Annotated in this window: 26 protein-coding genes; 12 read left to right on the forward strand and 14 right to left on the reverse strand. The window is 36.4% G+C overall.

Annotated features, from left to right (window positions below):
* Positions 1-334 precede the first annotated feature (334 nt).
* The 6 genes from HUV91_RS05965 to HUV91_RS05990 form a co-directional block, all read right to left on the reverse strand.
* Positions 335-1,579, reverse strand: a complete 1,245-nt coding sequence (locus HUV91_RS05965) for a dihydroorotase (protein ID WP_130073799.1) — start codon at positions 1,577-1,579, stop codon at positions 335-337.
* A 10-nt stretch (positions 1,580-1,589) separates the two neighbouring features.
* Positions 1,590-2,606 (reverse strand): aspartate carbamoyltransferase catalytic subunit, encoded by a 1,017-nt coding sequence (locus HUV91_RS05970; protein ID WP_174492846.1) that lies wholly within the window; start codon positions 2,604-2,606, stop codon positions 1,590-1,592.
* Positions 2,607-2,861: 255 nt separating this feature from the next.
* Positions 2,862-3,335, reverse strand: coding sequence for a hypothetical protein (locus HUV91_RS05975; protein ID WP_130073801.1), 474 nt, complete (start codon positions 3,333-3,335; stop codon positions 2,862-2,864).
* Between the two features lie 139 nt (positions 3,336-3,474).
* A complete protein-coding gene (locus tag HUV91_RS05980; protein ID WP_228721846.1) occupies positions 3,475-3,774 on the reverse strand; it encodes a hypothetical protein in 300 nt (99 codons plus the stop codon).
* A 152-nt stretch (positions 3,775-3,926) separates the two neighbouring features.
* Entirely contained in the window at positions 3,927-4,475 is a 549-nt protein-coding gene (locus tag HUV91_RS05985; protein ID WP_174492847.1) for a hypothetical protein, read from the reverse strand.
* 105 nt (positions 4,476-4,580) lie between these two features.
* The gene (locus HUV91_RS05990) at positions 4,581-5,207 is read right to left on the reverse strand and encodes a LysE family translocator (RefSeq protein WP_323847975.1); all 627 of its coding nucleotides are present in this window, start codon (positions 5,205-5,207) and stop codon (positions 4,581-4,583) included.
* Positions 5,208-5,394: 187 nt separating this feature from the next.
* On the opposite strand from HUV91_RS05990, the gene rlmKL reads away from it, so the two are divergent.
* Positions 5,395-7,599 carry a bifunctional 23S rRNA (guanine(2069)-N(7))-methyltransferase RlmK/23S rRNA (guanine(2445)-N(2))-methyltransferase RlmL gene (gene rlmKL, locus HUV91_RS05995; RefSeq protein WP_174492849.1) on the forward strand — a complete coding sequence of 735 codons (2,205 nt, stop codon included), beginning with the start codon at positions 5,395-5,397 and terminating at the stop codon, positions 7,597-7,599.
* Positions 7,600-7,613: 14 nt separating this feature from the next.
* On the opposite strand, the gene HUV91_RS06000 is transcribed toward rlmKL, so the two are convergent.
* On the reverse strand, positions 7,614-8,069 hold the full coding sequence (locus tag HUV91_RS06000) for a hypothetical protein (protein WP_174492850.1): 456 nt from the start codon (positions 8,067-8,069) through the stop codon (positions 7,614-7,616).
* 414 nt (positions 8,070-8,483) lie between these two features.
* On the opposite strand from HUV91_RS06000, the gene HUV91_RS06005 reads away from it, so the two are divergent.
* Complete coding sequence (locus HUV91_RS06005; protein WP_174492851.1) at positions 8,484-8,732, forward strand: hypothetical protein; 249 nt, start codon at positions 8,484-8,486, stop codon at positions 8,730-8,732.
* A gap of 36 nt (positions 8,733-8,768) precedes the next feature.
* On the opposite strand, the gene HUV91_RS06010 is transcribed toward HUV91_RS06005, so the two are convergent.
* Together HUV91_RS06010 and yaaA are read right to left on the reverse strand one after the other, a co-directional pair.
* Complete coding sequence (locus HUV91_RS06010; RefSeq protein ID WP_174492852.1) at positions 8,769-9,380, reverse strand: metal-dependent hydrolase; 612 nt, start codon at positions 9,378-9,380, stop codon at positions 8,769-8,771.
* A gap of 25 nt (positions 9,381-9,405) precedes the next feature.
* Positions 9,406-10,188 (reverse strand): peroxide stress protein YaaA, encoded by a 783-nt coding sequence (gene yaaA, locus HUV91_RS06015; protein WP_130073808.1) that lies wholly within the window; start codon positions 10,186-10,188, stop codon positions 9,406-9,408.
* A gap of 120 nt (positions 10,189-10,308) precedes the next feature.
* Between yaaA and HUV91_RS06020 the strand changes: the two genes are divergently transcribed.
* Both HUV91_RS06020 and HUV91_RS06025 read left to right on the forward strand, forming a co-directional pair.
* Entirely contained in the window at positions 10,309-10,941 is a 633-nt protein-coding gene (locus tag HUV91_RS06020) for an alpha/beta hydrolase (RefSeq protein WP_174492853.1), read from the forward strand.
* Between the two features lie 213 nt (positions 10,942-11,154).
* Entirely contained in the window at positions 11,155-12,405 is a 1,251-nt protein-coding gene (locus HUV91_RS06025; RefSeq protein ID WP_174492854.1) for a TerD family protein, read from the forward strand.
* A gap of 150 nt (positions 12,406-12,555) precedes the next feature.
* Here the strand turns inward: HUV91_RS06025 and rtcR are convergent, their stop codons facing one another.
* Positions 12,556-14,148, reverse strand: a complete 1,593-nt coding sequence (gene rtcR / locus HUV91_RS06030; protein ID WP_174492855.1) for an RNA repair transcriptional activator RtcR — start codon at positions 14,146-14,148, stop codon at positions 12,556-12,558.
* A 92-nt stretch (positions 14,149-14,240) separates the two neighbouring features.
* Positions 14,241-15,479 carry a tetratricopeptide repeat protein gene (locus HUV91_RS06035; RefSeq protein ID WP_174492856.1) on the reverse strand — a complete coding sequence of 413 codons (1,239 nt, stop codon included), beginning with the start codon at positions 15,477-15,479 and terminating at the stop codon, positions 14,241-14,243.
* A gap of 459 nt (positions 15,480-15,938) precedes the next feature.
* Here HUV91_RS06035 and HUV91_RS06040 point away from each other — a divergent pair, with 459 nt between their 5' ends.
* The 8 genes from HUV91_RS06040 to rtcA all read left to right on the forward strand — a co-directional run bounded on the left by HUV91_RS06040 (position 15,939) and on the right by rtcA (position 23,947).
* Positions 15,939-17,567, forward strand: coding sequence for a TROVE domain-containing protein (locus tag HUV91_RS06040; RefSeq protein WP_174492857.1), 1,629 nt, complete (start codon positions 15,939-15,941; stop codon positions 17,565-17,567).
* A gap of 1,090 nt (positions 17,568-18,657) precedes the next feature.
* The gene (locus tag HUV91_RS06045) at positions 18,658-18,933 is read left to right on the forward strand and encodes a hypothetical protein (protein WP_174492858.1); all 276 of its coding nucleotides are present in this window, start codon (positions 18,658-18,660) and stop codon (positions 18,931-18,933) included.
* 94 nt (positions 18,934-19,027) lie between these two features.
* Positions 19,028-19,414, forward strand: coding sequence for a hypothetical protein (locus HUV91_RS06050; RefSeq protein ID WP_174492859.1), 387 nt, complete (start codon positions 19,028-19,030; stop codon positions 19,412-19,414).
* Between the two features lie 237 nt (positions 19,415-19,651).
* On the forward strand, positions 19,652-20,911 hold the full coding sequence (locus HUV91_RS06055) for an RtcB family protein (RefSeq protein WP_174493598.1): 1,260 nt from the start codon (positions 19,652-19,654) through the stop codon (positions 20,909-20,911).
* Positions 20,912-20,916: 5 nt separating this feature from the next.
* A complete protein-coding gene (locus HUV91_RS06060; RefSeq protein ID WP_174492860.1) occupies positions 20,917-21,417 on the forward strand; it encodes a hypothetical protein in 501 nt (166 codons plus the stop codon).
* Between the two features lie 11 nt (positions 21,418-21,428).
* Complete coding sequence (locus tag HUV91_RS06065) at positions 21,429-21,893, forward strand: hypothetical protein (RefSeq protein WP_130073817.1); 465 nt, start codon at positions 21,429-21,431, stop codon at positions 21,891-21,893.
* 53 nt (positions 21,894-21,946) lie between these two features.
* The gene (locus tag HUV91_RS06070) at positions 21,947-22,408 is read left to right on the forward strand and encodes a DIP1984 family protein (RefSeq protein ID WP_174492861.1); all 462 of its coding nucleotides are present in this window, start codon (positions 21,947-21,949) and stop codon (positions 22,406-22,408) included.
* Between the two features lie 504 nt (positions 22,409-22,912).
* On the forward strand, positions 22,913-23,947 hold the full coding sequence (gene rtcA / locus HUV91_RS06075) for an RNA 3'-terminal phosphate cyclase (RefSeq protein ID WP_174492862.1): 1,035 nt from the start codon (positions 22,913-22,915) through the stop codon (positions 23,945-23,947).
* 113 nt (positions 23,948-24,060) lie between these two features.
* On the opposite strand, the gene HUV91_RS06080 is transcribed toward rtcA, so the two are convergent.
* The 3 genes from HUV91_RS06080 to HUV91_RS06090 all read right to left on the reverse strand — a co-directional run bounded on the left by HUV91_RS06080 (position 24,061) and on the right by HUV91_RS06090 (position 26,438).
* On the reverse strand, positions 24,061-24,798 hold the full coding sequence (locus tag HUV91_RS06080; protein WP_130073820.1) for a histidine phosphatase family protein: 738 nt from the start codon (positions 24,796-24,798) through the stop codon (positions 24,061-24,063).
* Between the two features lie 61 nt (positions 24,799-24,859).
* Positions 24,860-25,711 (reverse strand): 3'(2'),5'-bisphosphate nucleotidase CysQ family protein, encoded by an 852-nt coding sequence (locus HUV91_RS06085; RefSeq protein ID WP_174492863.1) that lies wholly within the window; start codon positions 25,709-25,711, stop codon positions 24,860-24,862.
* A gap of 145 nt (positions 25,712-25,856) precedes the next feature.
* Entirely contained in the window at positions 25,857-26,438 is a 582-nt protein-coding gene (locus tag HUV91_RS06090; protein WP_174492864.1) for a lysozyme, read from the reverse strand.
* Positions 26,439-26,724: the final 286 nt, after the last annotated feature.

Below are 26,724 nucleotides of genomic sequence, written 5' to 3' on the forward strand. Positions count from 1 at the left end.
GAGTTTTCCGAACATGGTTATCCTCAAAAGGCTTTCACAGATATTGTGAAACGTTTAGCTTCAATTATTTAAAACATGGCTTAAAATTAGGTATTTTTCGAGCAAATTTAGACGATGAAAATACAAGTGACAACTTGGTAGGCCAGATTACACAAGGTGCATTAAGATTCCTAATCCAACCTGAGGATAAAATGGGTTTGAAAAATTATGCCGATTTAATTCTTGATTTAATTGTGGCAGTAAGACAAGCGGAAAAATAAAAACAAAACATTTAAAAAATTGTGCTTTTTCACAAGAGCTTATTTAAAACTCTTGTGAAATACATCGAATGGCATTAAGCAATAAAAGTTTTAACCACTTTACCTTTAATGGTTTGATCAATTAAAGGGGTATTTTTACCATGCGACAAAATGCTGTCTTTATTGATTGACCATTTAAGTTCAGGATCAACTAAAACCAAACCTGCTTGTTGCTGCCAAGTTTCAGTCATATTTGCCACTCGTGCAGGTGCAATGGTCACTTTTTCAACCCATTCTAGTGGGGTAAATAAGCCTTCTTCCACCAATTGCACACCGAAAGAAACATAACTATCAAAGGCTGTCATTCCTGGTTGCGTTTCAGCAAAAGGGGCAAGTTTTGCCGAACCACTTAAAGGTTCATGATGCGTACAAATCGCATCAATTACGCCATCTTTTACAGCTTGACGTAACAATTGTTTGTCTTGTTCTGAACGTAATGGTGGGCGTACATGTGCCAAAGAATTAAAACCATCAATAAGCTCATCGGTTAAATGCAATTGATGCATCGCAACATCGGCAGTGACAGGTAAACCTTTGGCTTTGGCATTTTTAATTAATTCAACAGATGCACCACTTGAAAGTAGACCAAAATGGGCTTTTACGCCTGTTGCTTCAATCATCAACAGATATTTTGCAATCGCAACCGTTTCAGCCAAAGCAGGAATCATCGGCAAGCCTTGACGAGATGCAATAAAACCCTCATGCACACAACCATCTTTGGCAATTTCATGCTCTTCTGCATAAAACACCACGGTCATGTCCAAACCTGCGGCATATTCTAAAGTACGAATCACCACATCATCGTCTTCAAATGTTGCATAAGCATTTGAAACTGCTGTACATCCACCTTTTTTCAATCCTGCCATATTTGCAGGTTGTTTGCCGAGTAAACCTTGCGTTTGCGCACCTATGACTTGTAAATAGATCCCGCCATCCAACATGGCTTTTTCTACTAAGCCATGAATCAAAGCCCCATTGTCTTGTACAATCGGCTTTGAATCAGGTGGGGTAAACACATGAAGAATACCGTTTTCACGTGCGGCTTTACCTTCTGACTTTAATGTACCATGTTGCTGTTGACCTGGTTCACGCAAACGTGCACACAAATCAACCATGGTTGGCATCAGCCATTTCCCTTGCCCATCAATGACTTCCGTAATTTGACTTTGGTCAGGACGTGTCGTTAATAATTGACCATTTTCAATAAATACAGTGTCTACGCTGTCTGTTTTTTTGATGGGATCTAAGACGCGGACATTTTCAATTTTTACAATACACATGACTTTCACCTTAACCCGCGATCACATCTAACAAACCTTGCTCTTGCAACTGACCTTGCATCGACAATGCCAACACTGCCATTCGCACTGCAATACCATTGGTGACCTGATGTAAAATCACCGACTGTGCACCATCTGCAATACTTGAATCAATTTCAACACCACGATTCATTGGACCAGGATGCATCACGATGCAATCGGGTTTTGCCAAAGCCAAGCGCTCTTTGTTCAAACCGTACATTTTATAAAATTCAGCTTGTGACGATAACGCAGGTGAATCAATCCGTTCGTTTTGAATACGCAAAGTAATGATCACATCACAATCTTTGATGCCTTCATCCATTTTGTTAAATAGACGAACGCCTTCACCATAATGATTGAAGCCATGTGGCAACAACGTATTCGGCGCAACCACACGAATATCTTTACACCCTAAAGTTTGCAATGCGGCAATATCAGAACGTGCAACACGTGAATGTTTAATGTCACCAATAATCGCAATAGAAATGTCTTCAAATTTTTTCTTTGTTTCACGGCGAATGGTCAACATATCCAACATTGCTTGGGTTGGATGTGCATGACGACCATCACCTGCATTAATGATTGCAACATGTGGGCAAACATCTTTAGCAATAAAATGTGCTGCACCTGAAGAAGAATGGCGTACCACAAAAATATCCGCAGCCATCGCTTCAAGATTCCACAAAGTATCCCGTAATGTTTCACCTTTTGAGGTACTTGAACGTGCAATATCAATATTTAAAACGTTTGCTGACAAGCGTTTTGCAGCAGCTTCAAATGTAGTACGAGTTCGTGTTGAATTTTCAAAGAACAAATTCATCACTGTACGACCTTCCAATAAATTATTGGTAATCAGCTGATTTTGATCATTAAAAAAGGACGCCGCGGTGTCCAATATTTTGGTGAGAGTGTCTTTGGAAAGACCTTCGATGGTGATGAAATGTTTTAAATTTCCATCTTTATTGAGTTGAATCTGGCTCGGTGTATGCAATGCCGCCAAGTGCATGAGAGATTCCTTATACGTTAAGTCAACGTATTATACAGAAATGTCCCGGCTTTGGCAGATGAAGTTTTGGGCAAATAACAGTATATTTAATTTTTTAATATTTATCTTTTACTTTCAATTAATTATATTTCTTAAAAACAGTCAATCTTGTACACAAGCAACCTCTGCTCACTTCGTATTTAGAACCAAAACTATTGAGTGTTGCAATATCAATATAAGACGGTTCAATCATCGCCATAGCATTGATATGATTTTCTATTCAACATCATTTTCTCGACAAGATAGCTCATAATATTCCTTGTTTTTAGCTAATTTTTTAACTTCATAACCATAATAATATTTGCTGTCCAAATCCATTTTTTCAATTTTACATTGATTTCTTTGAGCAAACTGTTGAATCTGCTTTAAATCAGAAGCTTTGGCAAAAATAGCGCCCCAACCTTCATTCACACAACAACCCGCATATTCAGACATATATTCATCAAACAATAAAACAAAATTCTGACCTAAAAATTGATACGGTTTTTTAAACTGATACACATCATTATAATCCGCTCGTGAAACAGTCGGTTTATTTGGAATTAAACCTTTTTGCTGTAAAGTTTTAAAATCAGGAAATTGAGCAGCTCCCTTCCCTAAACCACGATAAATATTTTCCTCAGTTGCAAAAGCCGACATGCAACTGATTGAAAATAGAAAAATACAACTGATTTTATAGATATTATTCATACGAATTCCTGAGTTCAATATTGAGGTTAACTTTTTAAGCCACTCAATCTAACTTGTTTTAATCAATATATAGCTGCCTGCATTTAGCATAATTTTAACGCTAAATTTGAAATTTAGAATTAAAATTATGCAAAAAAAACTATCTGAGTGCACCAATATAGTGATGAGGAACTTGTGCTTTATAAATTTCTTCCTCGGTGACTTCTGCGGCATATCGATCATAAAGTTCATCTTCTGAGTTTTTTACAGGTGTAATTTCAAGATAAATAAGCTTGGACAATTGTTCTGATATTTCTTTTAATTCTAAGTCATTAGTTACAAGTGCTTGTTGTACAACATATTCTGCATATTCTGCATATTCTTTATTTTCAATTAGATATCTAACATCAATCACTCGCCCTGATACACGTCTAAAACGATTATATAAACGTGTTGCCACAGTAAATGTTAAATTATTTGCACGATATTCATCTACAAGGTGATTTTGTATTTTATTTCCAGAAATCTTAATTTTTAGATCAAAATGATGATTTTGGCATCAAATAGCGAGGTTTATGAGTAAAAATATACCAAATATTTCTAAATATTTTATTATTTTTTATATATGTGACGTGCGTATTGTTCCAACTTGTATTTTCCAATATCCGCCAAAGTTATATGCCCTAATTTCACTTGTCTTATATGCAATTTTTCTTGATTGTGTAAATTCACCACCAAATCACACTCATCACAGCATAAAATCGGACGATGATATTTTTCATCCATATATAAAACTAAACGCCCTTGACCATCACATATCTGACATGTTTCAAACCAAAAATTCAACATGTTTTGTAGCTCAACCAAATAAACGATTGCTTGCCCAACACAGCGTGAACCTTCCATTAAATCAATAACATCACCAATAGCCACTCTTTGCTGTGCATCTACTAAAAACCATAATAATGCTTCCTGTGAATATTCACCTAATTTAAGCACAATACTCCAACTAGAAACTCTCTGTTCTTGTTTCAATTCAGTTGTACAATAATAAAGACCTTCTAGTGGTATTTGTTTTCGCCCACCCTTTGCCACAGAGAACCAATCTAGATACACTCTGTAAACATATTCACTTAACTGAGTTTGTTTATCATTTCCCATAATAGATGATGCCTAAATCTATATAAAAATTAAACAGATATTCAAAAATAAATCCTTTAAACAGCATTTGACTCTGATATATTTACTCAGATAAATTAAGTTAGATCATGAATAAAAATGCTGCCAGCACATCTGCAACGAAATTCCGATCAAGACAGCGCCCATAATCATATTAAAAACTTTAGCACGTTGTCCGATATTTAAAAATCCTGCTAATTTCTGCCCTGCAACACCCCAAATAAACAAAGATAGATAACAGACCACAAAATAGATCAACACAAACAATGCTAAATAAAATTGATTATGCGAGGCAGAAAATAAAGCGGTGCCTGAAACGGCCGCAATCCACGCTTTCGGATTCAGCCATTGCATCAAAATACCTTGCATAAAATTTGGAATTTGAGCGTGATCCTGTTCGGACGTTTGGATTGTTTCACCTTCGGCTTTAAAAATATTCCACCCAATCCAAACCAATAATGCTGTGCCCAAAATGGTCATGGCATCCAATAAAATAGGATAGTTCACAATAATTTGATATAAACCAAAACAAACGGCAGCGAGTAATAAGGTAAAACCAAGCGTTGCACCTGAAATAAATGCAAATGTTTTTTTCACCCCGTAATTTATACTGCTACTGAGAATCGTCAAATTTACAGGTCCGGGCGATATCGACATTGACAAAGAAAATGTTGTCATTGCAAACAAAAGACTCAACATATTTATGGTTTTCATTTTTGGAATAGATTTTTAAATATGGATGCAGCGTCTATTTTTCAAGCAAAAATATAAAATAAAGCATTAAATTAAGTGTGGTCTGCTGATTTTTTTAAATAAATCCTCATACGGAACGTAAACGCTAAGTTTTCGTCATAAAAATACGTTAAAATATGCGATTGCTTTGTTGTCTTTGGAAATGTTCATGAATTCGAAACCACGTCTTTCTACATATTGGGTTACCTGTGCGGATGGACTAGAAACCTTACTACAAGAAGAAATAGAAGGTTTAGGCGTTGAAAATGTTGAACGTTTTCCTGGTCGCCTGATCTTTAAAGGAACACTTGAGCAAGCCTATCGTGTTTGTATGTGGTCACGTTTGGCTTCACGGGTATTAACCCCAATCCATGTGCATGAGCTAGAGTTCACACATGATGCACGTGATGTTGCTGAAGAGTTATATGAAGGTGCAATCAATTTTGACTGGTCACTAATTTTTGCACCACAAAGTACATTCGCTATTCGTTTGCATGTTGAACGTGATATTAAAGTGAATACCCAATTCGCTACTTTACGTGTGAAAGATGGTGTAGTTGACTCCTTTATGGAAGCCGTGGGTAAACGCCCAAGTATTGATATTAAACAACCTGAAATTACACTATACGTTTTAGCAGGTAAAACCGAACATACTTATTGTTTGGATTTATCAGGTGATTCTTTGCATAAACGCGGTTATCGTCGTTATATGACAGATGCTCCGATTAAAGAAAACCTTGCTGCAGCAATTTTACAAAAAGCCAAATTAAAACAGCGCCATCCTGATATTATTCTCGATCCAATGTGTGGTTCTGGTACCTTTATCATTGAATCTTTAATGATTTTGACTGATCGTGCGCCGGGTTTGGTACGCCGTTTTGGTTTCTTAGGTTGGAATGGTCACGATCATGATTTATGGATGAGCATCAAAGCTGAAGCTGCTGAACGTCATAAAAATGCCATGGCACAACCCTTACCTCAGTTGTATGCCTACGATGCCGACTGGGAAGCAGTGAAGGCTACCAAACAAAATATCATTGCCGCAGGGTTTGAATCCGTTTTAGATCAAATCAAAATTGAAGAACGTACCTTAGCAGATTGGCCTGATTTTAAAGCTGAAGGTAAATCAGCGTTTGTGGTCACTAACCCACCCTATGGTGAACGTTTGGGTGACAAAGCATCAAACCGTGCATTATATTTAGGTCTTTCAGCACTTTTACAAAAGAATTTCCCAAATCAATATGCTGCTGTGATTGCTGCTGCCGTTGAACAAGCAGACGTGCTTGCATTTAATCATCCACAAATTTTACGTTTAATGAATGGTAAATTGCCAATTTATATCCGTTTTGGCGATATTAAACCTGCAACTGTGGTTCAACCTTTCCTTGCTGACTGGCAGCCACAACAATTTGAAAAAATTGAAGGAGCAGAAGACTTTACCAATCGTTTGCAAAAAAATATGCAAACTTTGAAAAAGTGGGCAGTGAAAGAAAATATCTATTGTCTACGTCTATATGATGCTGATTTACCAGACTTTAATGTCGCAGTAGATTTGTATGGTGAGCGTCTACATGTACAAGAATATGCTCCCCCAAAAACCATTGATCCTGAAAAAGCTAAAAAACGTTTTAATCTCGCATTGGCTGCAATTCGTGCAGTTACAGGTCTAGGTCGTGATGCAATCTTCATCAAAACACGTGCCCGCCAAGAAGGTAAAACTCAATATTTAAAACAAAGTACCGCATCAAAGCGCTTTATCGTACAAGAAGGTAAAGCGAAAATTTTAGTCAATTTAACTGATTATTTAGACACAGGTTTATTCTTAGATCATCGTCAAATGCGTTTACGTATTGCCGCAGAAGCCAAAGGCAAACATTTCCTCAACTTGTATAGTTATACTTCTACAGCAAGCTTGCATGCAGCTTTAGGTGGTGCAGCGAGCACAACCAGTGTCGATTTATCGAATACTTACTTAAATTGGTCAAAAGAAAACTTTGTTTTGAATGGGTTAACTGTTGATCATGCAGATGAACAACATCAATTCTTTGCAAGTGACTGTTTTGAATGGTTAAAAGAAGGTCATGAGCAATATGACTTAATTTTTATCGATCCCCCAACATTCTCAAACTCGAAAAAGTTCTATGGTACTTTTGATGTACAACGTGATCATATTTCATTGATTAAACGTGCAATGAATCGTTTAAGCACACAAGGTACATTATATTTCTCAAACAACTATCGCGGTTTTGAAATGGATGAGGAAATTGAAGCGATGTATGATGTACAAGAAATCAGCAATGAAACCATTGGCTTAGATTTTAAACGCAATCAAAAAATCCATCGCGCTTGGAAAATCACCCACATTCAAAACTAGTCATTTTGCATGTTTTAGTGCGCATCACGACTCACATAAATGGTGACTTTATCTGCGGTCGTCACTGTGACTTTGTTGCTATGCGCACTTGTACCATGTTCTGTCATGATGGCTTTATGGGGTAACAAGGGGCGTTTTTCTTGATTTTGACTCTGGTAAGCATCTTCTTGGCGTTGTTGTTCATGGTTATTGAGCACCGTATATGCTAAATGCTCTTTTTTATTTTCATTGGCATGTTTCGCTGCAAGCTGACTATTAATCTGATTTTGCTGTTCAACAGGTGCTTGTACATCACGTTTGACTGCCGTAATAACCACGGGGGTAATCGTGCCTCCTCCGTTTGCATCTTTTGCAAGTGCATCATCTTTCAAAGGTGAAATTGCAAAGGATAGAGTACACGCTGAAGCAAGAAAAATAGCCATAATCCATTGTAATTTCGTTTGATCTAAACAATCCACATGACGATCCATCTTTAAGTTCCTTTCTATCTATTTTTTATTTTCTAATTCAAATTAACAAGTTTTACTGATTGTAACAAGCTAAAATTATGAGTTCCCGATATTCTGCATCAATGTGATATTTAGTATTTATTTTCAATAAATTATATAAAATTCAACCCATTTAATTTTAAAAAACGTTCAAATATAGACCATATTTCTCAATAAAGAACCATAACTTATTCTTTTAAATACTGAACAAATTGTTGTATTTATATAAATCGAACTGGTCTAAGCATAGAATAGTACAAATTAAATTTGCATAAATTATCATTTTAGTGAGATATTTATCATTCTTATTTCATATTTTGATATATTTAACAATTGATAAAATTTTATTTTGATTCTAAAGTAATCTTTGATTTTTAAATCAATATCAGAGAAATCATGCGTTATAAAATTATTGATATTTATCATCATAACAATACCCAACATTACATCGCAAAATGCTTAAAACAAAATTCACCACAATTTATTACTTTGGAAAGCGAACGTACACTATGTAAAGAGCTTGATATTATTGATGTTGACCTCACAATGAATCAAGCGACTTGGGCAACAGGAGAAAAAATTGCGTTAAATATTTTGCATAAATTTGACCACTTAGAAAAACTATATGACTTAAATGAATCCTAAAGTTTAAGTAAAAATAAAATTATATATAAATCAAAATTAAGTTGTAGCTAAATTCTTTTTTGCAGCTTCTTCAAATCTTTGTTGAAAATATTGAGTCTGAAATAAGGGCTGTTTTTGATAAAATTTTGTCAAAACTTCTGCCCTTTTCACTTGATAAGTCTCAGGAGGCACCCATGCATATTCCTGTTGGATTTGTTGTTCATATTCAGCAAAACGTTGGGTTGAACTTGCCAAAATCGCCAAATCAATATCCAATAAATATTTTAAATCATGCTCTTTTGTCGGTAGATGCTTCTTGGTGGCAATAATCCATCTTGCAACTTTTTCAAGTTCGGCTCGTTTTAAAATGCCAACACAGTGTTTTTGCATAAATTTTGCACTTTGTTCTTCATTATCTGATGCTTGTGGATCATAAATAATATCATGAAACCAAATAGCTAACTCGACTGCGATAGGATCTTCAAGTTGGTGCTTGATTTCATAGAATAACTCTAAACATTCCACAATATGTTGATGGTTATGATAATAATTACCAACATAGCAGTGAAAAAGAATTGAAGATAATGATTCTGATTGCACAGATTTTAAATGCATAGAATCAGAAAACTGTGCCCAATACTGTTGAAATTTATCATGATAATTTTGCATTGGGCATACTCCTACTCAATAAAGATTATTCAGCAGCTTGCTCATCTCGCTTAAAGACCAACTCACCTTTGAGTGAACTGTCTGCATCAAAATAATAACCATCTACATTGAATGCTTTTAAATCTTCAATGTTTTCAATTTGATTTTCCATAATAAAGCGTGCCATTAAACCGCGGGCTTTTTTCGCATAAAAACTAATAACTTTATATTTGCCATTTTTCTGATCTAAAAACACAGGTTTAACGATTTCAGCATCAATTTTGCTTTCTTTGACTGACTTATAATATTCATCAGAAGCCAAGTTCAGTAAAATTTTACTGCCTGCTTGCTGTAAATCTTGATTAATCAAATCGGTAATGTGGTTGCCCCAAAACTCATATAAGTTATTCCCCACCGTGTTTTTAAGCTTTGTACCCATTTCTAAACGATAGGGCATCATCAAATCTAAAGGACGCAACACCCCATATAAACCCGACAACATGCGTAAATGTTGTTGTGAATATTCAATACTTTTTGCAGATAACTGATAGGCATCTAAGCCCGTATAGACGTCACCTTTAAAGGCAAAAATCGCTTGCCGCGCATTAGAAAAATTAAAATCAGGTGTCCAATCGCGAAAGCGTTCAACATTCAAATTGGCAATTTTTTCACTCACACTCATTAAACTTGCAACTTCAGATGCAGATAAAGCACGGCAAACCGCGATCAGTTGTTCAGACTGTTCTAATAACCTTGGTAAAGTATACTGATCTGTAGGCAAGGCTGACTCATAATCCAATGTTTTTGCAGGAGAAATAAGAACAAGCATAAAGATTTCACTTCAAAAATTAACTTAAATAATATAACAGTTGCACTGTATTTATGCGAATTGTGTTTTTCGTAATAAATTATCGTTAAAATAAATCACTTTTGTAAATATTGAAGTGACATGTCTGAACATCTCCTCATTCAAGGTCAAGTAGGAAATATCGACGTTTTAGTGGATATTCCACAGGGTGAAGTCAAAGCCTATGCCATTGTGTGCCATCCACATCCTTTGCAAGGAGGGACACCACAACATAAAGTTCCTACCTTATTAACACAAATTTTCAACCAACATGGCTGTATTGTTTATCGTCCTTATTTTCGTGGTTTGGGACAAACTGAAGGCATACATGATGATGGTTTTGGTGAAAGTGATGATATTTTAGCGGTGATTCAACATATTCAAAGCTTGCACCCTAGATTAAATTTTTATGCCGGTGGTTTTAGTTTTGGCGCCCATGTTTTAGCAAAATGTTATGTACAACTCACAAATGTTCAACAACCTAAACAAATGATTTTATGTGGCTTACCAACAGCACGTGTACGTGGGATTCGAGAGTACAAAACACCCAACTTAAATGGCGACATTTTATTGATTCATGGTGAAAAAGATGAGATTACACTGCTTGCAGATTTATTGATTTGGGCAACGCCGCAAAAGCATTTAATCACGGTACTTCCTGGTGCAAATCACTTTTTTACGGGATATTTAAAGCAATTAAATATCGCAATTGCACGTTTTTTAAATGTTGAATAGCATCTTATACACTTGCAATTTTATCGTTTTTATAAAAATTCATTGAACAACACTTCTCCCTCAAAACAATTTATTGCATAAATGTACTTCTCCAATCATGATCAATATCATATTGTTAAAGAACTTTGAAATGATGGGTTTGATCCGTTAAGCCCTATCATTTCTTCTCTCATTTTTGAATTATACTTTGATAAATATAGGGAATATTTCACAATGCAACTACAACAAGGTCAAAAATTACAATTACAACAACTTAGTCTTCAACAAGAATTAAGTATCGAAGTCGATATTCAAGCATCTTTTAATATTGATCTTTCATGTTTTGGTTTAGATGCAAATCAAAAACTCAGCGATGAAGCATTCATGGTGTTTTATAATCAACCCGTAACCCCTGACGGTGCTGTACGTTGGCAAGCACAACCCAAACAAACCTTCCATTTTCAACTTAATTTAGTCAATTTAAATCAAATACAACGTTTTAGCATTTGTGCTGCAATCGATGACCCACATGCCACTATGAAGCAAATTCAAGGTGGAACAATCAATATTAAAAATCCGTCAGGTCAAATTTTGGCAAGCTTTACGATTCAACCTCAACTCTTTCACCAAGAAAAAGCCATCATGCTTGCCGATGTTTATTTTAAAGACGTTTGGCGTTTAGGCATTATCGCACAAGGGTTTAATGGTGGTTTGGCTGCCCTAGTTGAGCATTTTGGGGGTGAAGTTGCACAAGATGAAGCAACGCCATCAACGATAACACAACCTGTTTCAACCCCAACCCCACCAATTTCACAGCCAACAACAACGAACCCAAGCGGGTTAAATTTAAATAAAATTCAATTGGAAAAAACAGGACAATCTCACCGCATTAATCTCAATAAAAACAATCATGAATATCTCAAAATTGAAGCGATTTGGGTCGACAATGGTGATGGTCGTAGTGACAATGATGACCTAGATTTGCGTGTCGGTTTTATGCTGCAACACCAAAATACAATGGGTTATGTATGGTGTCCATCTCAGCAAGGGGCTTTAGAAAGTTATCCTTATATTCAACATCAAGGTGATATTACAGGTGCATCTATTGCTCAACCGGGTAAAGAAACGGTTTTGGTTCATCCTGATATCGCCAAAAAGCTAGGTGGCAAGGTTGCCTTAGTCTTTTCTGTGTATTCAGCAGTCAGTAATGGTGTTGTTTCGATTGCTTCATTACAACCTAAAATGCGCATGCAATATGGTGATCAATTGGTGGAGTGCGTTTTTAACGCTAACGTCTCCGCCAAAGCCAAAAGTCGTTTTGTTTATACCTATGTCATTGGGGTAGCCATCATTGATGAACAAGGTATTACCTTACAACATTCAGGCATGACCAGTGGACGTTTTAGTGAAGACACACCTCGAATTATTTGGAAAAAAGAGGGAACTGTCGACATTAAAGTGGATGGTAAACCAATGTTTAAATAAAGATTTTAAAAGAATATTTCCTTAAATATACAAATCTTGTATTGAGGGAAATATTCAAATGACTGATTAAAATGATCATCTTAAAAGTCAGATCATACTGAATTGCGTACAATCGATGTTCTATTTAAAATCAAATTTACAGCAATAAGTTCAACCTATATCCGCCCATGTTAAACCAAACTTCGCCAAATACTTTTTCACTCGATCTGAATCGTTCGTGCTTTGGCGTTGTTCGCGGGAAATGGCAAATAAACGTCTGCCTGCATCTGCCATCGACTTTGACTGCTGACACACCGCAATCACCCCTTCAAGCTGGATTCGATCAAATTCATCTATTTCAGCCAATTGTTGTGTACTGAGCAATCCAATTAAATTAGACACTTTTGCAGGTTCAGATTGTAAGTGCCACAAACGTTGCAGACGTTGAATCTCTGCCTCAACTTCAAACAAACCAATGCGTTCACCATTTGCCAAAGTGGCCATGCGAGTCACGCTTGCGGTTAAATCACGGAAATTTCCCTGCCAAGTGGCTTCAGAAGATTGTGCAAATTTTAAATATTTTTCTAAAGCATCACTATGAAAACGCAATTGACGCTGTTGTTGCATAGCAAAACGCTGTAATTCAAACTCAATATTGGGTGCTATATCTTCACGGCGATGCTTTAAATCAGGTAAGAAAAAAGTCCATGTATTTAAGCGTGCCCACAAATCTTCCCGAAAGCGTCCTGCTTGTACTTCTTCACGCAAATCTTTATTCGTCCCCGCAATCAGTTGAAAATCTGCCTGCACCTCTTTGTCTGAACCGACCGGAAAAAATGATTTATCTTCCAATGCTTTTAGTAACATGGCTTGTTCATCTAAGCCTAATTCACCAATTTCATCTAAAAATAAAATCCCACCATCAGCACTTTTTAAATAGCCTGTACGGGCATTAGCAGCCCCTGTAAATGCACCTTTGATATGCCCAAATAGTGCCGACATAGCACCATCACCGCATAAAGTTGCACAGTTCACATCAACCAAACGCCCTTCTAAATGGAATTTTTCTTTCTTCAACTGATAAATTTGTTTCGCTAAATGTGACTTTCCAACACCTGTTGCGCCCATAATTAAAATCGGTGCAATGGAACGTGTTGCAACCAACTCAACCTCTTGAATCAATTGATTAAAATCTTTATTTTTGGTAGCAATATTGGCTTTAAGTTGTTGCCAGTTTGCCGTTTTTTCATTCTCGAAACGTTGATTTAAAGCGGCATAACGAGACAAATCTAAATCTATAATGCGATACTCACCTTCAGGTTGTTGCTTGCCTGTGGGTGAACTCTGAATCAATTTGGCTGGTAAATAATGAGCATCGACCAATAAATACCAACAGATTTGTGCAACGTGCGTTCCTGTAGTGATATGCAGTAGATATTGGTAATTTTCCGTATCAAAAGGATAAGATTTTACAAAATCATAGAGTGCTCCATACATATCCGAAAAATCCCACGGATCTCGAATATTAACTTGATGACCTGAAATATGAGTATTTGGGGAGATTTGTTGTGCGTCTTGTTGTAAATGCTCAATCAAACTTAGGCTACGACGGTCATGCAATAAAACCAATTCATCAATCAGCAAGTCTTCATGCATCAATAAACTCATGGTTGGGCGCCAACGTTGCCAACGTTCTTCCTTTTTGCCTTGATCCAACGTTGAACCGACAAAACCAATCACCACCGTTTTTTTAGATTTTTGCATATTTTCTATAAAATTTTATAGTTTCTATATTTACAATATAGCCAATCTAGCACTTTCATGCTATTCATTTTATACAGCGTAGTTCAATGCGATTAAATAGTATAATGTAGAATGTGCCATTCACCTTTTTTTAATCGGTTAATATATTCATAAGGCAGTGAAATTGAAAACATTTGAGCACTCGATAAAACATTCTGCTCATAGCGACAAACCTCCCGTTTTTGCTCATCTATCAGTAACCAAGCAATCCGCTGCTGTGGTGCATAATGTATCTTGATCGTTATATCTTCAGCCGCATGATTTTGTCCTACATGAAAATCAGGTCTTAATTCTTCAGGGGGCGTATGCTTAGACTGAGGAAAATTTAAACCACCCTCTGTATAACCTTGACTGTCATGAATGACTACACTTTGCCTAAAGGTTGGCCAAATACAATGTCGTAAAAAATGCTGATCAACAACTCGTAGATTCAAATACTCACCATTAATCATAAAATCATTGATTTGTTGTAATAAATTTGAAAACACATGCCCACAACCTGCAAACATACCTGCAAAAATCAACTCTGTATGTGTATAGCCATCACGCATGATATGAAAATATCGATCTGAATCTATCCATGCCTCAACTGCTGCTTGCTCACGATAAGACAATAATGAGTCAGCATCTCGAATAAGATAAAAATCAACTTCAGGATCTTCCATGACCAAAAATCGCCAAAATAAACCTGAAACTTTTTTTTGCTCATCACTTACATAAATGACTTCTGCACCCAAATACTGCAAACGTAAAATCACGTGAAAAGGCACAGAGTAATCAACATAAAAGCGACAAGTCCATGCAGGATAAAGCTGTTTTGCTTTTTCTACATTCAAGATAGCCGTTTCACAATATCTAGGTTGTTGACCAAATAAAGAAAAACTAATGATGTTACGATGGGGAGTATTACGCTTAAATTGAGGACGTGGTTGAGCGAGCGTAATCCCTTGGATATGTTTTACTTCCTCTGCTTTATGCTGCAAAGACAAGCGTGCTATTTTCTGTTGTTCGGCTGTTTTCCCCAATAAATAACAAACCTCAACCAAACCATCATAAATCGTAGTGTTTACGATTGCCGGGCTTACTTCAATCGCTTGTAAATAGTGTGTATAGGCATCCTCTAAATATCCCGAACGCAACTCAGCCAAAGCTAAGTTGGCATATAACCAACTCTCCATCGGCTGATATTGAAGTCGCTTCAGTAATATTTGACGGGCAGCCTGAAAATCTTTGCTGCGAAATGCCTTCATGGACTGTTCTTCTAATTCACTTAAAATATCGGTGATATCCATGATTCAATCGACCTTCATTTATTCAATGTTGAGCTGTATTCACCTTATGATATTTCAAATATAAGCCTCTATAAATATCTAACAATTAAAAGTTATCGTGTCACCTGCTTTAGTTGAGTAATATATTAGACTGATCTTGGTTCAAGACCACGCCATTGTAATGGACTTCATTCAACTCATTCAAAAATTTCAAAATTTAAGATATTTCTTACCTTGTCTCATTTTATAAAAAAATAAATCAACTGCGCATAAATAATTATAAAAATATATAGTTTTATATCTAAAAAATATCAAAGACAAAATTATTATAATTTTAAATCCACATAAAAATAAAATTAAAATAATTTAACAAATTAAAATCAATGATTTAAAAATTAATTTAAGCATAACAATTAAACTTGGCACACTCTTCGCAATATATCCATCAAGAAATTAAAAATTAAACTTGAGGATGCTGTCATGGCGAACAAGACAATTTTTACCTCTCGCACTGCGAAGGCAAAACCACCATTAGGACTAAATGAAGCAGGCGGTCGTGCTTATCCATTAAAATCACGTGCAGCTTTGGCACAGTTGGCAGCAACAGGTACGTTGAACCATACTTTTTACCAAGATGCACAGGTGCAATTGGATCAGATTCTCACTTTGGCATTGGAAGTTGAACCTGAATTTGTTGCCAAAACAGCGATTTATGCACGTCAACATGCACATATGAAAGATACGCCTGTGGTGTTATTGGCATTGCTTTCAGAACTCGATGCCGATTTATTTAAACAACTTTTCCCAATCATTATCGATAACGGAAAACAATTGCGTAACTTTGTGCAGATTATGCGTGCAGGAATCATTGGACGTAAGTCTTTGGGTTCATTACCAAAACGTATGGTGAATGATTGGATTTTAACGGCAAATGATCAACAGCTTATGGCGGCGAATATTGGAAACAGCCCATCACTTGCGGATGTGTTGAAAATGACCCATCCAAAACCAAAGACTGAGCAATATGATGCCTTCTTTGCCTATGTGTTAGGAAAAGATTATGCCATTGAACAATTGCCACCTCAGATTCAGGCAGTGGAACAATTTCGCTTAGGTCAGACGACTGAAGTACCAAAAGTACCGATGCAGTTGTTGACCAATCTGAATTTAACAGCAACACAATGGGCGGAAATTGCTAAAAATGGTTCTTGGCAAATGCTCAGAATGAATCTGAATACTTTTTTGCGTCATGGTGTATTTGAAATTAAAGGCATGACCAAAATTATTGCGGATAAATTGATGGATGAAACGGCGATTGCGAAAAGTCGGGTTTTACCTTATCAGCTCATGATGGCGTGGTCTGCCCTTGCAGAAGGAATACCGCATGAAATTGCCAATGCACTAAAATTTGCCATGCAACGTGCGATTGCCCATGTACCAAAGTTATCAGGAAATGTGGTGATTGCGATTGATGTTTCAGGTTCAATGGGAAGCCCTGTAACGGGTTATCGCAAAGGCGCGAATTCACAGTTACGTTGTGTCGATGCGGCGGCTTTATTTGCAAGTGCATTTAAATATGTCAATCCAAACATACGTTTAATGCCCTTTGATACCCAAGTGCGTGAATTGTCCAATCTGACTAAAGTACAGCAATATTTACATAAAAAAGCATTAGGAGATCGACAGGAAGAAATTGATATTTTCGCCTTAGCCAAAAAATTTGCCAATATGTGTGGTGGCGGAACCTCTTGCTCTAAACCGTTGGAACTGTTGGTAAAAGAAAATGCCGAGGTCGATTTGGTGATTTATTTTTCGGATAATGAGTCATGGGCAGATCAAATCCGTCGATCTCAACATCAAACAGGGATGATGCATTATTGGAACAAGTTAAAACAGCAAAATCCAAATGCAAAACTTGTCTGCGTCGATTTACAACCTTATGCGACTGCGCAAATGCCTGAGCAAAAAGATGTGATGAATATTGGTGGATTTTCCGATACCGTGTTTAAACTGATTGAAAGTTTTGCCAACAATGAAATGCATGCAGATCATTGGGTTGGCGAAATTGAAAAGATAGAAATTCCACAGTCTCAGCTTCACGCAAGCTGATTCTGCGAAGCAAATTTGACATTATCATTGTGAGATATTTCATCTAAAAAATGTGATATCCATATTGACCGTGTTAGATAAACGCACAAATGCGCTAGGAACTACATTTTTCCAATGAAACGTTTCTAAAATAATTTGTTGTGCGCGTTGTAACAGATTGCCAAATGCAGATAGAACTACATTCTTTCCAAATGACATGTTTTATCAATACCTTGTTGGCGATCAGAAAGTGAAAAAATGCATAAAATGCGTTGAGGACTACATCTTTAATGCGTAGGTCGGTGGTTCGAGTCCATCCTGTATGGCAGACATACGGTAGCTCAATTGGATAGAGCAACGAAACGTCTTCAATATTTTGTTTATGCAAATGTAGTAAAAGTAAATCAAATGCTTCAAGGACTACATCTTCAATTGACGTAATCGGTGGTTCGAATCCACCCCATTATTTCGGTAATGGTAGCCAAGTGGTAAGGCGCGAACGTCTTTGAAATTTTGTTGATTTATGTGTAAGACAGTGTATGAAAATATACTGAGATCATTCATCCATCAAATGCCGATAGGACTACATAGGGACTTAGAGATCAGCGGTTAGACTCCGCTGCGGTATGTACATACTGTCGCTTAAAGCAAAAGCGCTAAGATAAATGTCTTATCATTCAACTTGTTGATGGGTGATTGATCTATGCGGTAAAAGATCAAATTCGGATTGAATTACATTAACCCTTTTGACGGTGATCATGCTGAATTAAGGCTCGTATTTAATCCTAGAATTTGCTGATCTTGTTGTAAAAATAACAGGATATAAAATGCCTTGAGGACTACATTATCCGTTTGTCGGTGGTTCAATTCCACCCTGTTTTACTTTTAAATCAATGAAACAGTAGCTCAGTAGGTAGAGCCACGATTGTCTTCGCAACTTTGTTTATATCCTGTTGTTTATTTTAGCAATTAAAAATAATGATTTTAAAATATCAAATAAAATAATCATAAAGCAATTTCAAAAATTAAACCTTGTTAAAAAATAAACAATTTGCTAATTTAATCACTCAACTCAAAACAAAGACAGGTGTCAGTCTTTAAAACGCAAAACATGTCTATTCAAGTTATTGTTCAGGATAACAATCTCGATCTTGCCTTAGAGCAACTCCGTATCAAAACCTATTATCTCAATACTGATCACTGGTATAAAAAATGCCATGATTATCGTGATAAACCGCCGAGCAAAAAGCGAAAGCGCAGTGAAATGAATCTGCTACTCGGTCATAGCCAAATTTTAGAAGATGATCCTTTGGCAGATCGTTTAAACATACATCTTCAACAACATTATGAACACATTAAAGATTTGAACAATCAAACCATTAAATAGCTTTTTTCTTTTGATTTCAAAACTGGGAGAAGCCATTCTCCCAAACTGAACTTCATATTATAATGAAAACATGGAGATAACATAGATAATAAAAATGCGTACTTGGTTGGCTTTTCTGATATTCCCTTCACTTATTTTTATATTATTATTTTCCATCTATCTCATTTTTTTACTTTCAATTGTTTTGGGTTGTGGTTTTCATCAAGAAGTGATCCCAACTTGCTCAAAAATTTATTATTTTTCAATTGCATCTATATTCCCAATCGCAATTTGGCTTGGCTATTTTACGACTAAGTTAGCCCCACGACATGGAAAATACCGTCTCAGCAGTATTTATAACCTATTATTTTCATTAGCTTTATTATTTTACTTATACCTATCTAAAACAAGCTACATCACCACCATCGGTTTGAGCCTACTTTTCTTTTTATGTTTAGTGTTGGGTGGTTTTATTTTCTACTCAAAATATAATAAAAGATAATTTCATATCTATTTATATATTTTATTTTGAGTTAAAAATATAAAAATAAAATTCAAAAAAAAGAAGATAATAATTTTTTTATATATAATTCAATAATTTATAAAATTTAATTTATACTACAACAAAACTTGGCACGCTCCTCGCAATACACATAGCATACATCATGGGATGTATAACAATATCACCTGCCTGCAACCGCTTGGCAGGCAGGTTTAGAGAAAGGAAAAAGTGATGACTATGTCAGTCGTAGAACAAATTGAAAAACAAGCTGCAAATGAACGCGCTTATAACATTATTCAGGATAGCAAAGGCGTTCCAATTAAAATGTGGACCAAAGGTGTCCCTGTCGATGAGAAATCGAAAGATCAATTATTAAAGACAGCCCAAATGCCGTTTATTTATAAATGGATGGCAGTGATGCCTGATGTGCATGTTGGGATTGGGGCTACGATTGGAAGTGTGATTCCAACTAAAGGTGCGATTATTCCTGCTGCGGTGGGTGTCGATATTGGTTGTGGAATGATGGCAGCACGTACGTCTCTGACTGCGTCTGATTTACCTGATAATTTGCATGCTTTACGTACTGAGCTAGAGCGTTTAATTCCGCATGGAATGACCAAGGGTCGTGGTCGTCGTGACCGAGGATCTTGGGATACACCAACTGAACGTGTAGATCAGGCATGGGCTGAATTGGTCACTGATTTTGAATATATCTGTGCCAAGCATCCACGTTTGAAAAATACCAATAACCATAAACAGTTAGGGACTCTAGGAACTGGAAACCACTTTGTCGAAATCTGTCTGGATGAACATCAACAGGTGTGGATTATGTTGCATTCAGGTTCTCGTGGTGTGGGAAATGCGATTGGAAATCACTTTATCGAGCTGGCTCGTAAAGATATGCAAAAGCATTTTATTAACTTGCCTGATAAAGATTTAGCTTATTTGGTTGAAGGAACTGAGCATTTTGATGATTATTGGTTTGCGGTCGGTTGGGCGCAACGTTTTGCCATGAAAAACCGTGAGTTAATGATGGAGGCTGCGGTTCAGGCTTTACGTATTATTATCAATAAACCATTTAATGCCAAAGTTGAAGCGGTGAACTGTCACCATAATTATGTCGATAAGGAAGAACATTTCGGTCAGGAAGTTTTGGTCACTCGTAAAGGTGCGGTACGTGCCCGCTTGGGTGAGTATGGAATTATTCCGGGTTCGATGGGTGCGAAATCTTTTATTGTGAAAGGTAAAGGAAATCAGGAATCATTCTGTTCGTGTTCGCATGGTGCAGGTCGTGTACATAGCCGTACTGCTGCCAAGAAGTTGTTTACTGTGCAAGATCAGATTGAGCAAACTCAAGGTGTGGAATGCCGTAAGGATGAAGCCGTGATTGATGAGATTCCGTCTGCTTATAAGCCGATTGAAGATGTGATGAAAGCGCAAAGTGATTTGGTGGAAGTGGTTTATACGCTAAATCAGGTTGTTTGTGTAAAAGGTTAATTATTATGAATTTTGCATTTGAAATAGAAAAGTTTAATGAGTTCTTGAATGGTTTATGTACCGCAGCAAATGCTTTACGTACATCATATACAGGTCCTGAATTTGATTGTTATATTGAACAATTAAATTTTTCCAAAGACAAATCGTTTGAGGATAATTTCAAAGCGTTTTTTTATCAAAAATGCAAAAAATTAAATATAAAACAGCCATCAAATTTTCAACATCATACTGATTGGATTTTTGAAATGGAGTCACTTAATTGGACAGATGCGATTCATGAATTTTTCTACAAAAATTTATTTCCCACACTAAACATCAATCAATTTTCGGAAATTTATCAAAGTCTATTCAACAAAATTGAAAATTTGATGGGTGAAATTGAATTTGCTAAGCAGGGTTATATCAGCCCTCCTTGGCAATTCAATCCATACTGTCAGCATTGGCAACATCTTTATATTCACAGTAACGATATTCAATTGCTAATAACTTTTGAAGCGAATACATAGCAGATGGAAAAATGACAACATTTATATTTAATTCCGAGAAAATAGTAAATTCCGATTGCAATGAGCTTTATACGGATAGTTTTGTTCATCTATTTTGCTCAACTTGGCAAGCAAGCTATGTAAAGTTTAGTTACATAGATGCTGAAAACTCGTATAGCTATGATGAATTATTAAGTTTTATCTTAAAATATACTTCAAACAGGAATCATTCTTCTCCAAGTTGGATAGGCAATACAATATTCCAAGAATCTAATCGTGAAATATTAGTTCAGAATATTAATGGCGTTATCGCTGACTTAAATGAGAAATTAGAAATTTTTCCTGAAGACTTAAATTTAAAAATATTTAAGGAATATTTGAATCAGATCAATACTGTTCAAGCGAAAAATATCTGTGAAATTATAGGAAAAATTGGGCTCAATCCAATTGCCCTGACGAAGGCGGTCCTAATTACCAATATGTTTGGACAGATATAGACAAACTGTACTATTTACACATTCATTTAGAATCTTAAAAGAAGGATAAGAATATGAAACTTGCAGAAGCATTATTATTACGAAGCGATCAACAAAAGAAACTCGCTTCACTAAAACAACGTATCAATGCCAATGTATTGGTACAAGATGGTGATGAACCATCAGAAGATCCAAACGAATTGTTAAAGCAAGTCTTTGCTTTAACTCAGGAATCACAAAAGTTGGTTTTGGCTATCCACCAAACCAACGCTTTGGCAAAGCTCAATGATGGTCGTTCGTTGTTGGCTTTATTGACACAACGTGATGAACTTGTGGAACGTCATAAGATTTTAACGTCTGCGATCAGCAATACGCATCGTGAGCCTGATCGTTACAGTACCCGTGAGATTAAGTGGCATAAAGTGATTCCAGTATCATCCTTGCAAAAGCAAGCCGATGATATCAGCGCCAAACTCCGTGATTTAAATGTTTTAATTCAAGCAACCAACTGGCAAGTCGATTTGCTTGAGGTTTAATACGATTAAAACATTTTCAAAATTTTGATATAGCTCGCTATATCAAATCCGAAATATATTGGGCGAGTACGAGATCTAAGGCTGTATAGATTGAAATAAAAGTCAGCATCATTTTTGGGTAATGAGCAAAGTGGATTTATGCGGCAATGAACAAATTAATCCATCACCAATCATCACTTAAACCTTTGCTAGGCAAAGTCATACGTTATATATCATAACCATGTACTGACAATATATTTCACCTTTTTCTAAAGCAATTGATTGTTTTAGAATCAACCCGAACATACTGGGCGAGTGCAAGATCCGATAACAGCTTTACTACCTCAGCGCAGGATTGAAAAGAAGTTGCGTAGAGGCTGCCAAGCAAGTGAGCTAGCTTAACTTTTTACACATTAGCTCATCACTTAGCACACATTAATACTTTGCTCACAAGGCATTGTTACAATTGACTTAGCAAAACCATGTACTGACAGTATGTTCACCCTATTTTTAAGATAAAAAGATATGAATACATTCACAAAAAACAAAACCATTCAAATCGATGGCTCACAAGGCGAAGGTGGCGGACAAATCCTTCGTACTGCCCTTTCACTTTCCATGCTGACAGGCATTCCATTTGAACTGGTGAATATCCGTGCTGGGCGTAAAAAACCGGGGTTAATGCGCCAACACTTAGTCTGCGTGCAAGCATCACAACGCATCAGCAATGCAACGGTTGAAGGTGCTGAATTACATTCACAAAGATTGTATTTCAAGCCTCAACAAGTCCAAACAGGAAAGTACGATTTTCACATCGGTTCAGCAGGTAGCACAATTCTAGTTTTACAAACTTTGCTCCCTGCCCTGATGATGCAAAGTGAATCCAGTCAAATTAGCATACACGGTGGAACACATAACCCAATGGCACCAACGGCTGATTTTATTGAACAATGTTTTCTACCTGCGATTCAACGCTTAGGGATACACATTGATTTCGAGTGTAAACGTGCAGGATTTTTCCCAATTGGCGCAGGTCAGATCAATGCAACGATTTATCCTTGGACAGAGCAAACTAAATATATAGCGCAAGATCGTGGTAAATTATTAGATACCATTGCCTACGCCTCTGCTTTAAATATCCCTGTAAGTATTGCAGACCGTGAACTTGAAGTACTGAATAACAAATTAGATTTAAGTGAGCGTAAGCGTTTAAATTTTCAAGGCATCAGTCAGGGAAATACGGCTTTTGTGGTACTGAATTATGAACATCACCAACAAGTATTTTCTGCTTTAGGTGAAATGAAAAAAAGTGCTGAAAAAGTTGCAAGTGATCTAGCAAAAGAAGTCAAAGCTTATTTAAATGCTGATGCAATTGCGGATGAATATCTGACTGACCAATTGTTACTACCATTAGCATTAGGTCAAGGTGGCGTATTTACTGCACAAGTCATCAGCGAACATAGCAAAACTCAAGCGGAGATGATTCAAAAATTTGTGGATTGTGAAATTACATTTACCCCAATAAAAACAGACGCTTGGCAAATCAAAGTCAGTATTTAATACTGACTTGATCTATTCACTCGAAATATTGCTTAATTCATGATTAATTTTGGCGATAAAATTCTCATTTGTATAAACCTTAATATGGCTTTATCTCATCTCAACATTGAGACTTAATTTTCCAGCTTTTGAAAATCCCGAATTGATAATTTATTCACTTCACCACGCCAAATCCATCTCAAATCACAATCTTCAAAATGATCACCCTCAAACCACACAAACAGACCTTCCATCATCTGTGGCCAATCTGCTTTGTCCACCTGATGACGCCCTGAGATCACGGCAATAATCGCCGCTAAGATCGTGTCATGACTCACAGCTAGACTTAAACCCTGTGCATTGCGTGGATGTGTGTTATAAATGAGCTCTAGAACATCAACTACACCCGAAATCGGATGTTTCATGCCTGGCAAAGCATTGTTCACAAAACTATTAATAAAACCTAATGCACCTTGTTTTTGAAAATACGGCGCAGCTTTTTGAATATCTAAAACAAAACTTCCCGGCTCAACCAATAAACCTTGTTCAACGATTTCAATATGATGGGTATTATGATCTGGACTAGATAAGTCAGCCCCCTCAATCATTAATGCAGCCGTATCCACACAGCGTTGAATCGGACTTGAAATGCAATGCTGGATTACACGGTCTGTATGATCGGTTAAATATGAACCCCAAGCTTGTGCCAAATCACGACCTTGTGATGTCAATTGCAAATCATAACCCGCTAAACCTTGCCCACTCACCATCTCACGAATCGAATGGCGTGTAAACAAAGTCACAGGAATTTTCGGGTCAGGCAATAAATCTATTGCTTTCAACATGCTTTTCGGCAATAACTCAAGCGCCATACAGACTCAGTTTATTTTTTAGCTCTTCGCTACTATACCATGCCGAAAAAAACTCTCAATCTCATAACGTCACGTTACTTAGCGCATCTAATGCTATTTTTTGATTTTCCTTATCTCTAAAGGCGATAAAACCATCATTTAATACTGTTTTACGCTGATTATACGTAAAAGCTTGTGCCTTTAAACTCACTAAACCACCGCCAATGCTTTCAAGTAAACCTTGACCCGCACTCGTATCCCATTCCGACGTAGGATGAAAACGCGGATAAATGTCAATTTCACCTTCTAGCATCATACAAAACTTATAAGCACTGCCTGCTTCACGTTTGATGACTGGATGTTCTTGCTCAATATACTCAATATATTGCTGATATTTTGGGTTTTTACTACTGTGGCTCAATCCCACCTGAATCGCATCAGTTTCAACATCTTTAAACTTACTATAACGTTCCCATACTTTTTGGCTAAATGAGTATTTATAAGGTAATTCAGTTAGATAACCCACATACATTACTTGCTCAGTCGGCACAGCAATAATGGAAAATATCGTTTGATGATTTTGGATCAAACTTAAATTAATCGTAAATTCATCACGTTCATGAATAAACTCTTTAGTCCCATCCAAAGGATCAAGCATCCAGCACACACCCCACGCCTGACGTTCAGAGTGATCACTTTCCTCCGAAATCACAGGAATATCTGGAGTTAAAAGAGCCAATTGTTCTAATAAATAGGCATTTACTTTTAAATCTGCTTGAGTTACAGGTGAGTGATCTGCTTTTTCATCAATACTAAAATCACGCCCAGCACAATATGCCTCATATTCATCCAATAAAATTTGGCTTGCATGTGCCAAAATTGGAGTTAAATTCAGAATTTGTTCATCTTGTGGTGCTTGGGTGGTAATAAACATTGTGTGCAACCTACCTGCTTTTTTAAATGACATTTTTTAAACGATATATTTTAACATCAAAAAATGACATCCATATTTTAACAGTAACAATTTATCGATGAATTGACGTTCAATGCATTTTCCAATTCAACTTGCAATAATAAATTTACGATCTTTTCTCAAATAATGCTCTTTCTGCAGCTCTACGATGAATCAAGCCTTGCATTCTCTTTCCTCCTGCATAGACCCAAACCTCAAATTGCTCAGCAGCTTTTTGATGATCTGCTGCATTTAAATAACGCAACAAAGTCGAATTTTGAAATGCTGCAATCCCAATGTTATAGGTTAAAGAAACCAAGGCATCAAACTGATGTTGATTTAAATTGACCTTTACAGCCCGATTGACTGCATTTTCAAATTTTTTTAAATCATGCTGCATATAGCGTTTTGCATCATCAAGACTACAGGTATCAAATGCTTTCACAGCAGTTTGATCAGGATAGCGGGTTGTACCATAACCAATAGTCCAACAACCTGTACCATCATCATATGCAGTCAATTCCAAGCCTTCAAAACTACAAATCAGCTCTCGCCCATGGGCACTTACTTGACGCTGAACCATGTCTGTTGCGACTGCAATTTGGCTAGAATCAGCATCTGTAGCGGTTGCAATGTCTGTTGAATGTTGCTGTTTACGGCTGCGCACTAAGAATTCTTTCACCACATGCAATATATCTTGCCAGCGCATATTCATTCCTCAAAATCATGTAGAAATCGATATTTCATCTTTGCATTTATTAAAAGCATCGTGAATAAAATTGCTCAAGTGTAGATAATTATAGATGCACCTCAAGATTACCTGAAAAATTAAGAGAAATAAAAATTTAGATTTTTAGATTTTTTTCGACCAATTCACATTTAGCGCTATAATTTAATACAAAATCCAACCTAAAATAGGTTCACAAATTTGTACATACTTTTTGAAACGTGTATAACGTCATTCAAATTGATCAATATGTCAAAATTTTTAGTTT

Origin of the sequence: Acinetobacter sp. Marseille-Q1623, from assembly GCF_902809895.1 — a bacterium.
GTDB classification, from domain to species: domain Bacteria; phylum Pseudomonadota; class Gammaproteobacteria; order Pseudomonadales; family Moraxellaceae; genus Acinetobacter; species Acinetobacter piscicola_A.

Bases quoted from the DNA above. Each gene is read 5' to 3' on its own strand.
- HUV91_RS05965 (WP_130073799.1), bottom strand. From the start codon at position 1,579: ATGTGTATTGTAAAAATTGAAAATGTCCGCGTCTTAGATCCCATCAAA.
- HUV91_RS05970 (WP_174492846.1), bottom strand. From the start codon at position 2,606: ATGCACTTGGCGGCATTGCATACACCGAGCCAGATTCAACTCAATAAA.
- HUV91_RS05975 (WP_130073801.1), bottom strand. From the start codon at position 3,335: ATGAATAATATCTATAAAATCAGTTGTATTTTTCTATTTTCAATCAGT.
- HUV91_RS05985 (WP_174492847.1), bottom strand. From the start codon at position 4,475: ATGGGAAATGATAAACAAACTCAGTTAAGTGAATATGTTTACAGAGTG.
- HUV91_RS05990 (WP_323847975.1), bottom strand. From the start codon at position 5,207: ATGAAAACCATAAATATGTTGAGTCTTTTGTTTGCAATGACAACATTT.
- rlmKL (WP_174492849.1), top strand. From the start codon at position 5,395: ATGAATTCGAAACCACGTCTTTCTACATATTGGGTTACCTGTGCGGAT.
- HUV91_RS06000 (WP_174492850.1), bottom strand. From the start codon at position 8,069: ATGGATCGTCATGTGGATTGTTTAGATCAAACGAAATTACAATGGATT.
- HUV91_RS06005 (WP_174492851.1), top strand. From the start codon at position 8,484: ATGCGTTATAAAATTATTGATATTTATCATCATAACAATACCCAACAT.
- HUV91_RS06010 (WP_174492852.1), bottom strand. From the start codon at position 9,380: ATGCAAAATTATCATGATAAATTTCAACAGTATTGGGCACAGTTTTCT.
- yaaA (WP_130073808.1), bottom strand. From the start codon at position 10,188: ATGCTTGTTCTTATTTCTCCTGCAAAAACATTGGATTATGAGTCAGCC.
- HUV91_RS06020 (WP_174492853.1), top strand. From the start codon at position 10,309: ATGTCTGAACATCTCCTCATTCAAGGTCAAGTAGGAAATATCGACGTT.
- HUV91_RS06025 (WP_174492854.1), top strand. From the start codon at position 11,155: ATGCAACTACAACAAGGTCAAAAATTACAATTACAACAACTTAGTCTT.
- rtcR (WP_174492855.1), bottom strand. From the start codon at position 14,148: ATGCAAAAATCTAAAAAAACGGTGGTGATTGGTTTTGTCGGTTCAACG.
- HUV91_RS06035 (WP_174492856.1), bottom strand. From the start codon at position 15,479: ATGGATATCACCGATATTTTAAGTGAATTAGAAGAACAGTCCATGAAG.
- HUV91_RS06040 (WP_174492857.1), top strand. From the start codon at position 15,939: ATGGCGAACAAGACAATTTTTACCTCTCGCACTGCGAAGGCAAAACCA.
- HUV91_RS06045 (WP_174492858.1), top strand. From the start codon at position 18,658: ATGTCTATTCAAGTTATTGTTCAGGATAACAATCTCGATCTTGCCTTA.
- HUV91_RS06050 (WP_174492859.1), top strand. From the start codon at position 19,028: ATGCGTACTTGGTTGGCTTTTCTGATATTCCCTTCACTTATTTTTATA.
- HUV91_RS06055 (WP_174493598.1), top strand. From the start codon at position 19,652: ATGTCAGTCGTAGAACAAATTGAAAAACAAGCTGCAAATGAACGCGCT.
- HUV91_RS06060 (WP_174492860.1), top strand. From the start codon at position 20,917: ATGAATTTTGCATTTGAAATAGAAAAGTTTAATGAGTTCTTGAATGGT.
- HUV91_RS06065 (WP_130073817.1), top strand. From the start codon at position 21,429: ATGACAACATTTATATTTAATTCCGAGAAAATAGTAAATTCCGATTGC.
- HUV91_RS06070 (WP_174492861.1), top strand. From the start codon at position 21,947: ATGAAACTTGCAGAAGCATTATTATTACGAAGCGATCAACAAAAGAAA.
- rtcA (WP_174492862.1), top strand. From the start codon at position 22,913: ATGAATACATTCACAAAAAACAAAACCATTCAAATCGATGGCTCACAA.
- HUV91_RS06080 (WP_130073820.1), bottom strand. From the start codon at position 24,798: ATGGCGCTTGAGTTATTGCCGAAAAGCATGTTGAAAGCAATAGATTTA.
- HUV91_RS06085 (WP_174492863.1), bottom strand. From the start codon at position 25,711: ATGTTTATTACCACCCAAGCACCACAAGATGAACAAATTCTGAATTTA.
- HUV91_RS06090 (WP_174492864.1), bottom strand. From the start codon at position 26,438: ATGCGCTGGCAAGATATATTGCATGTGGTGAAAGAATTCTTAGTGCGC.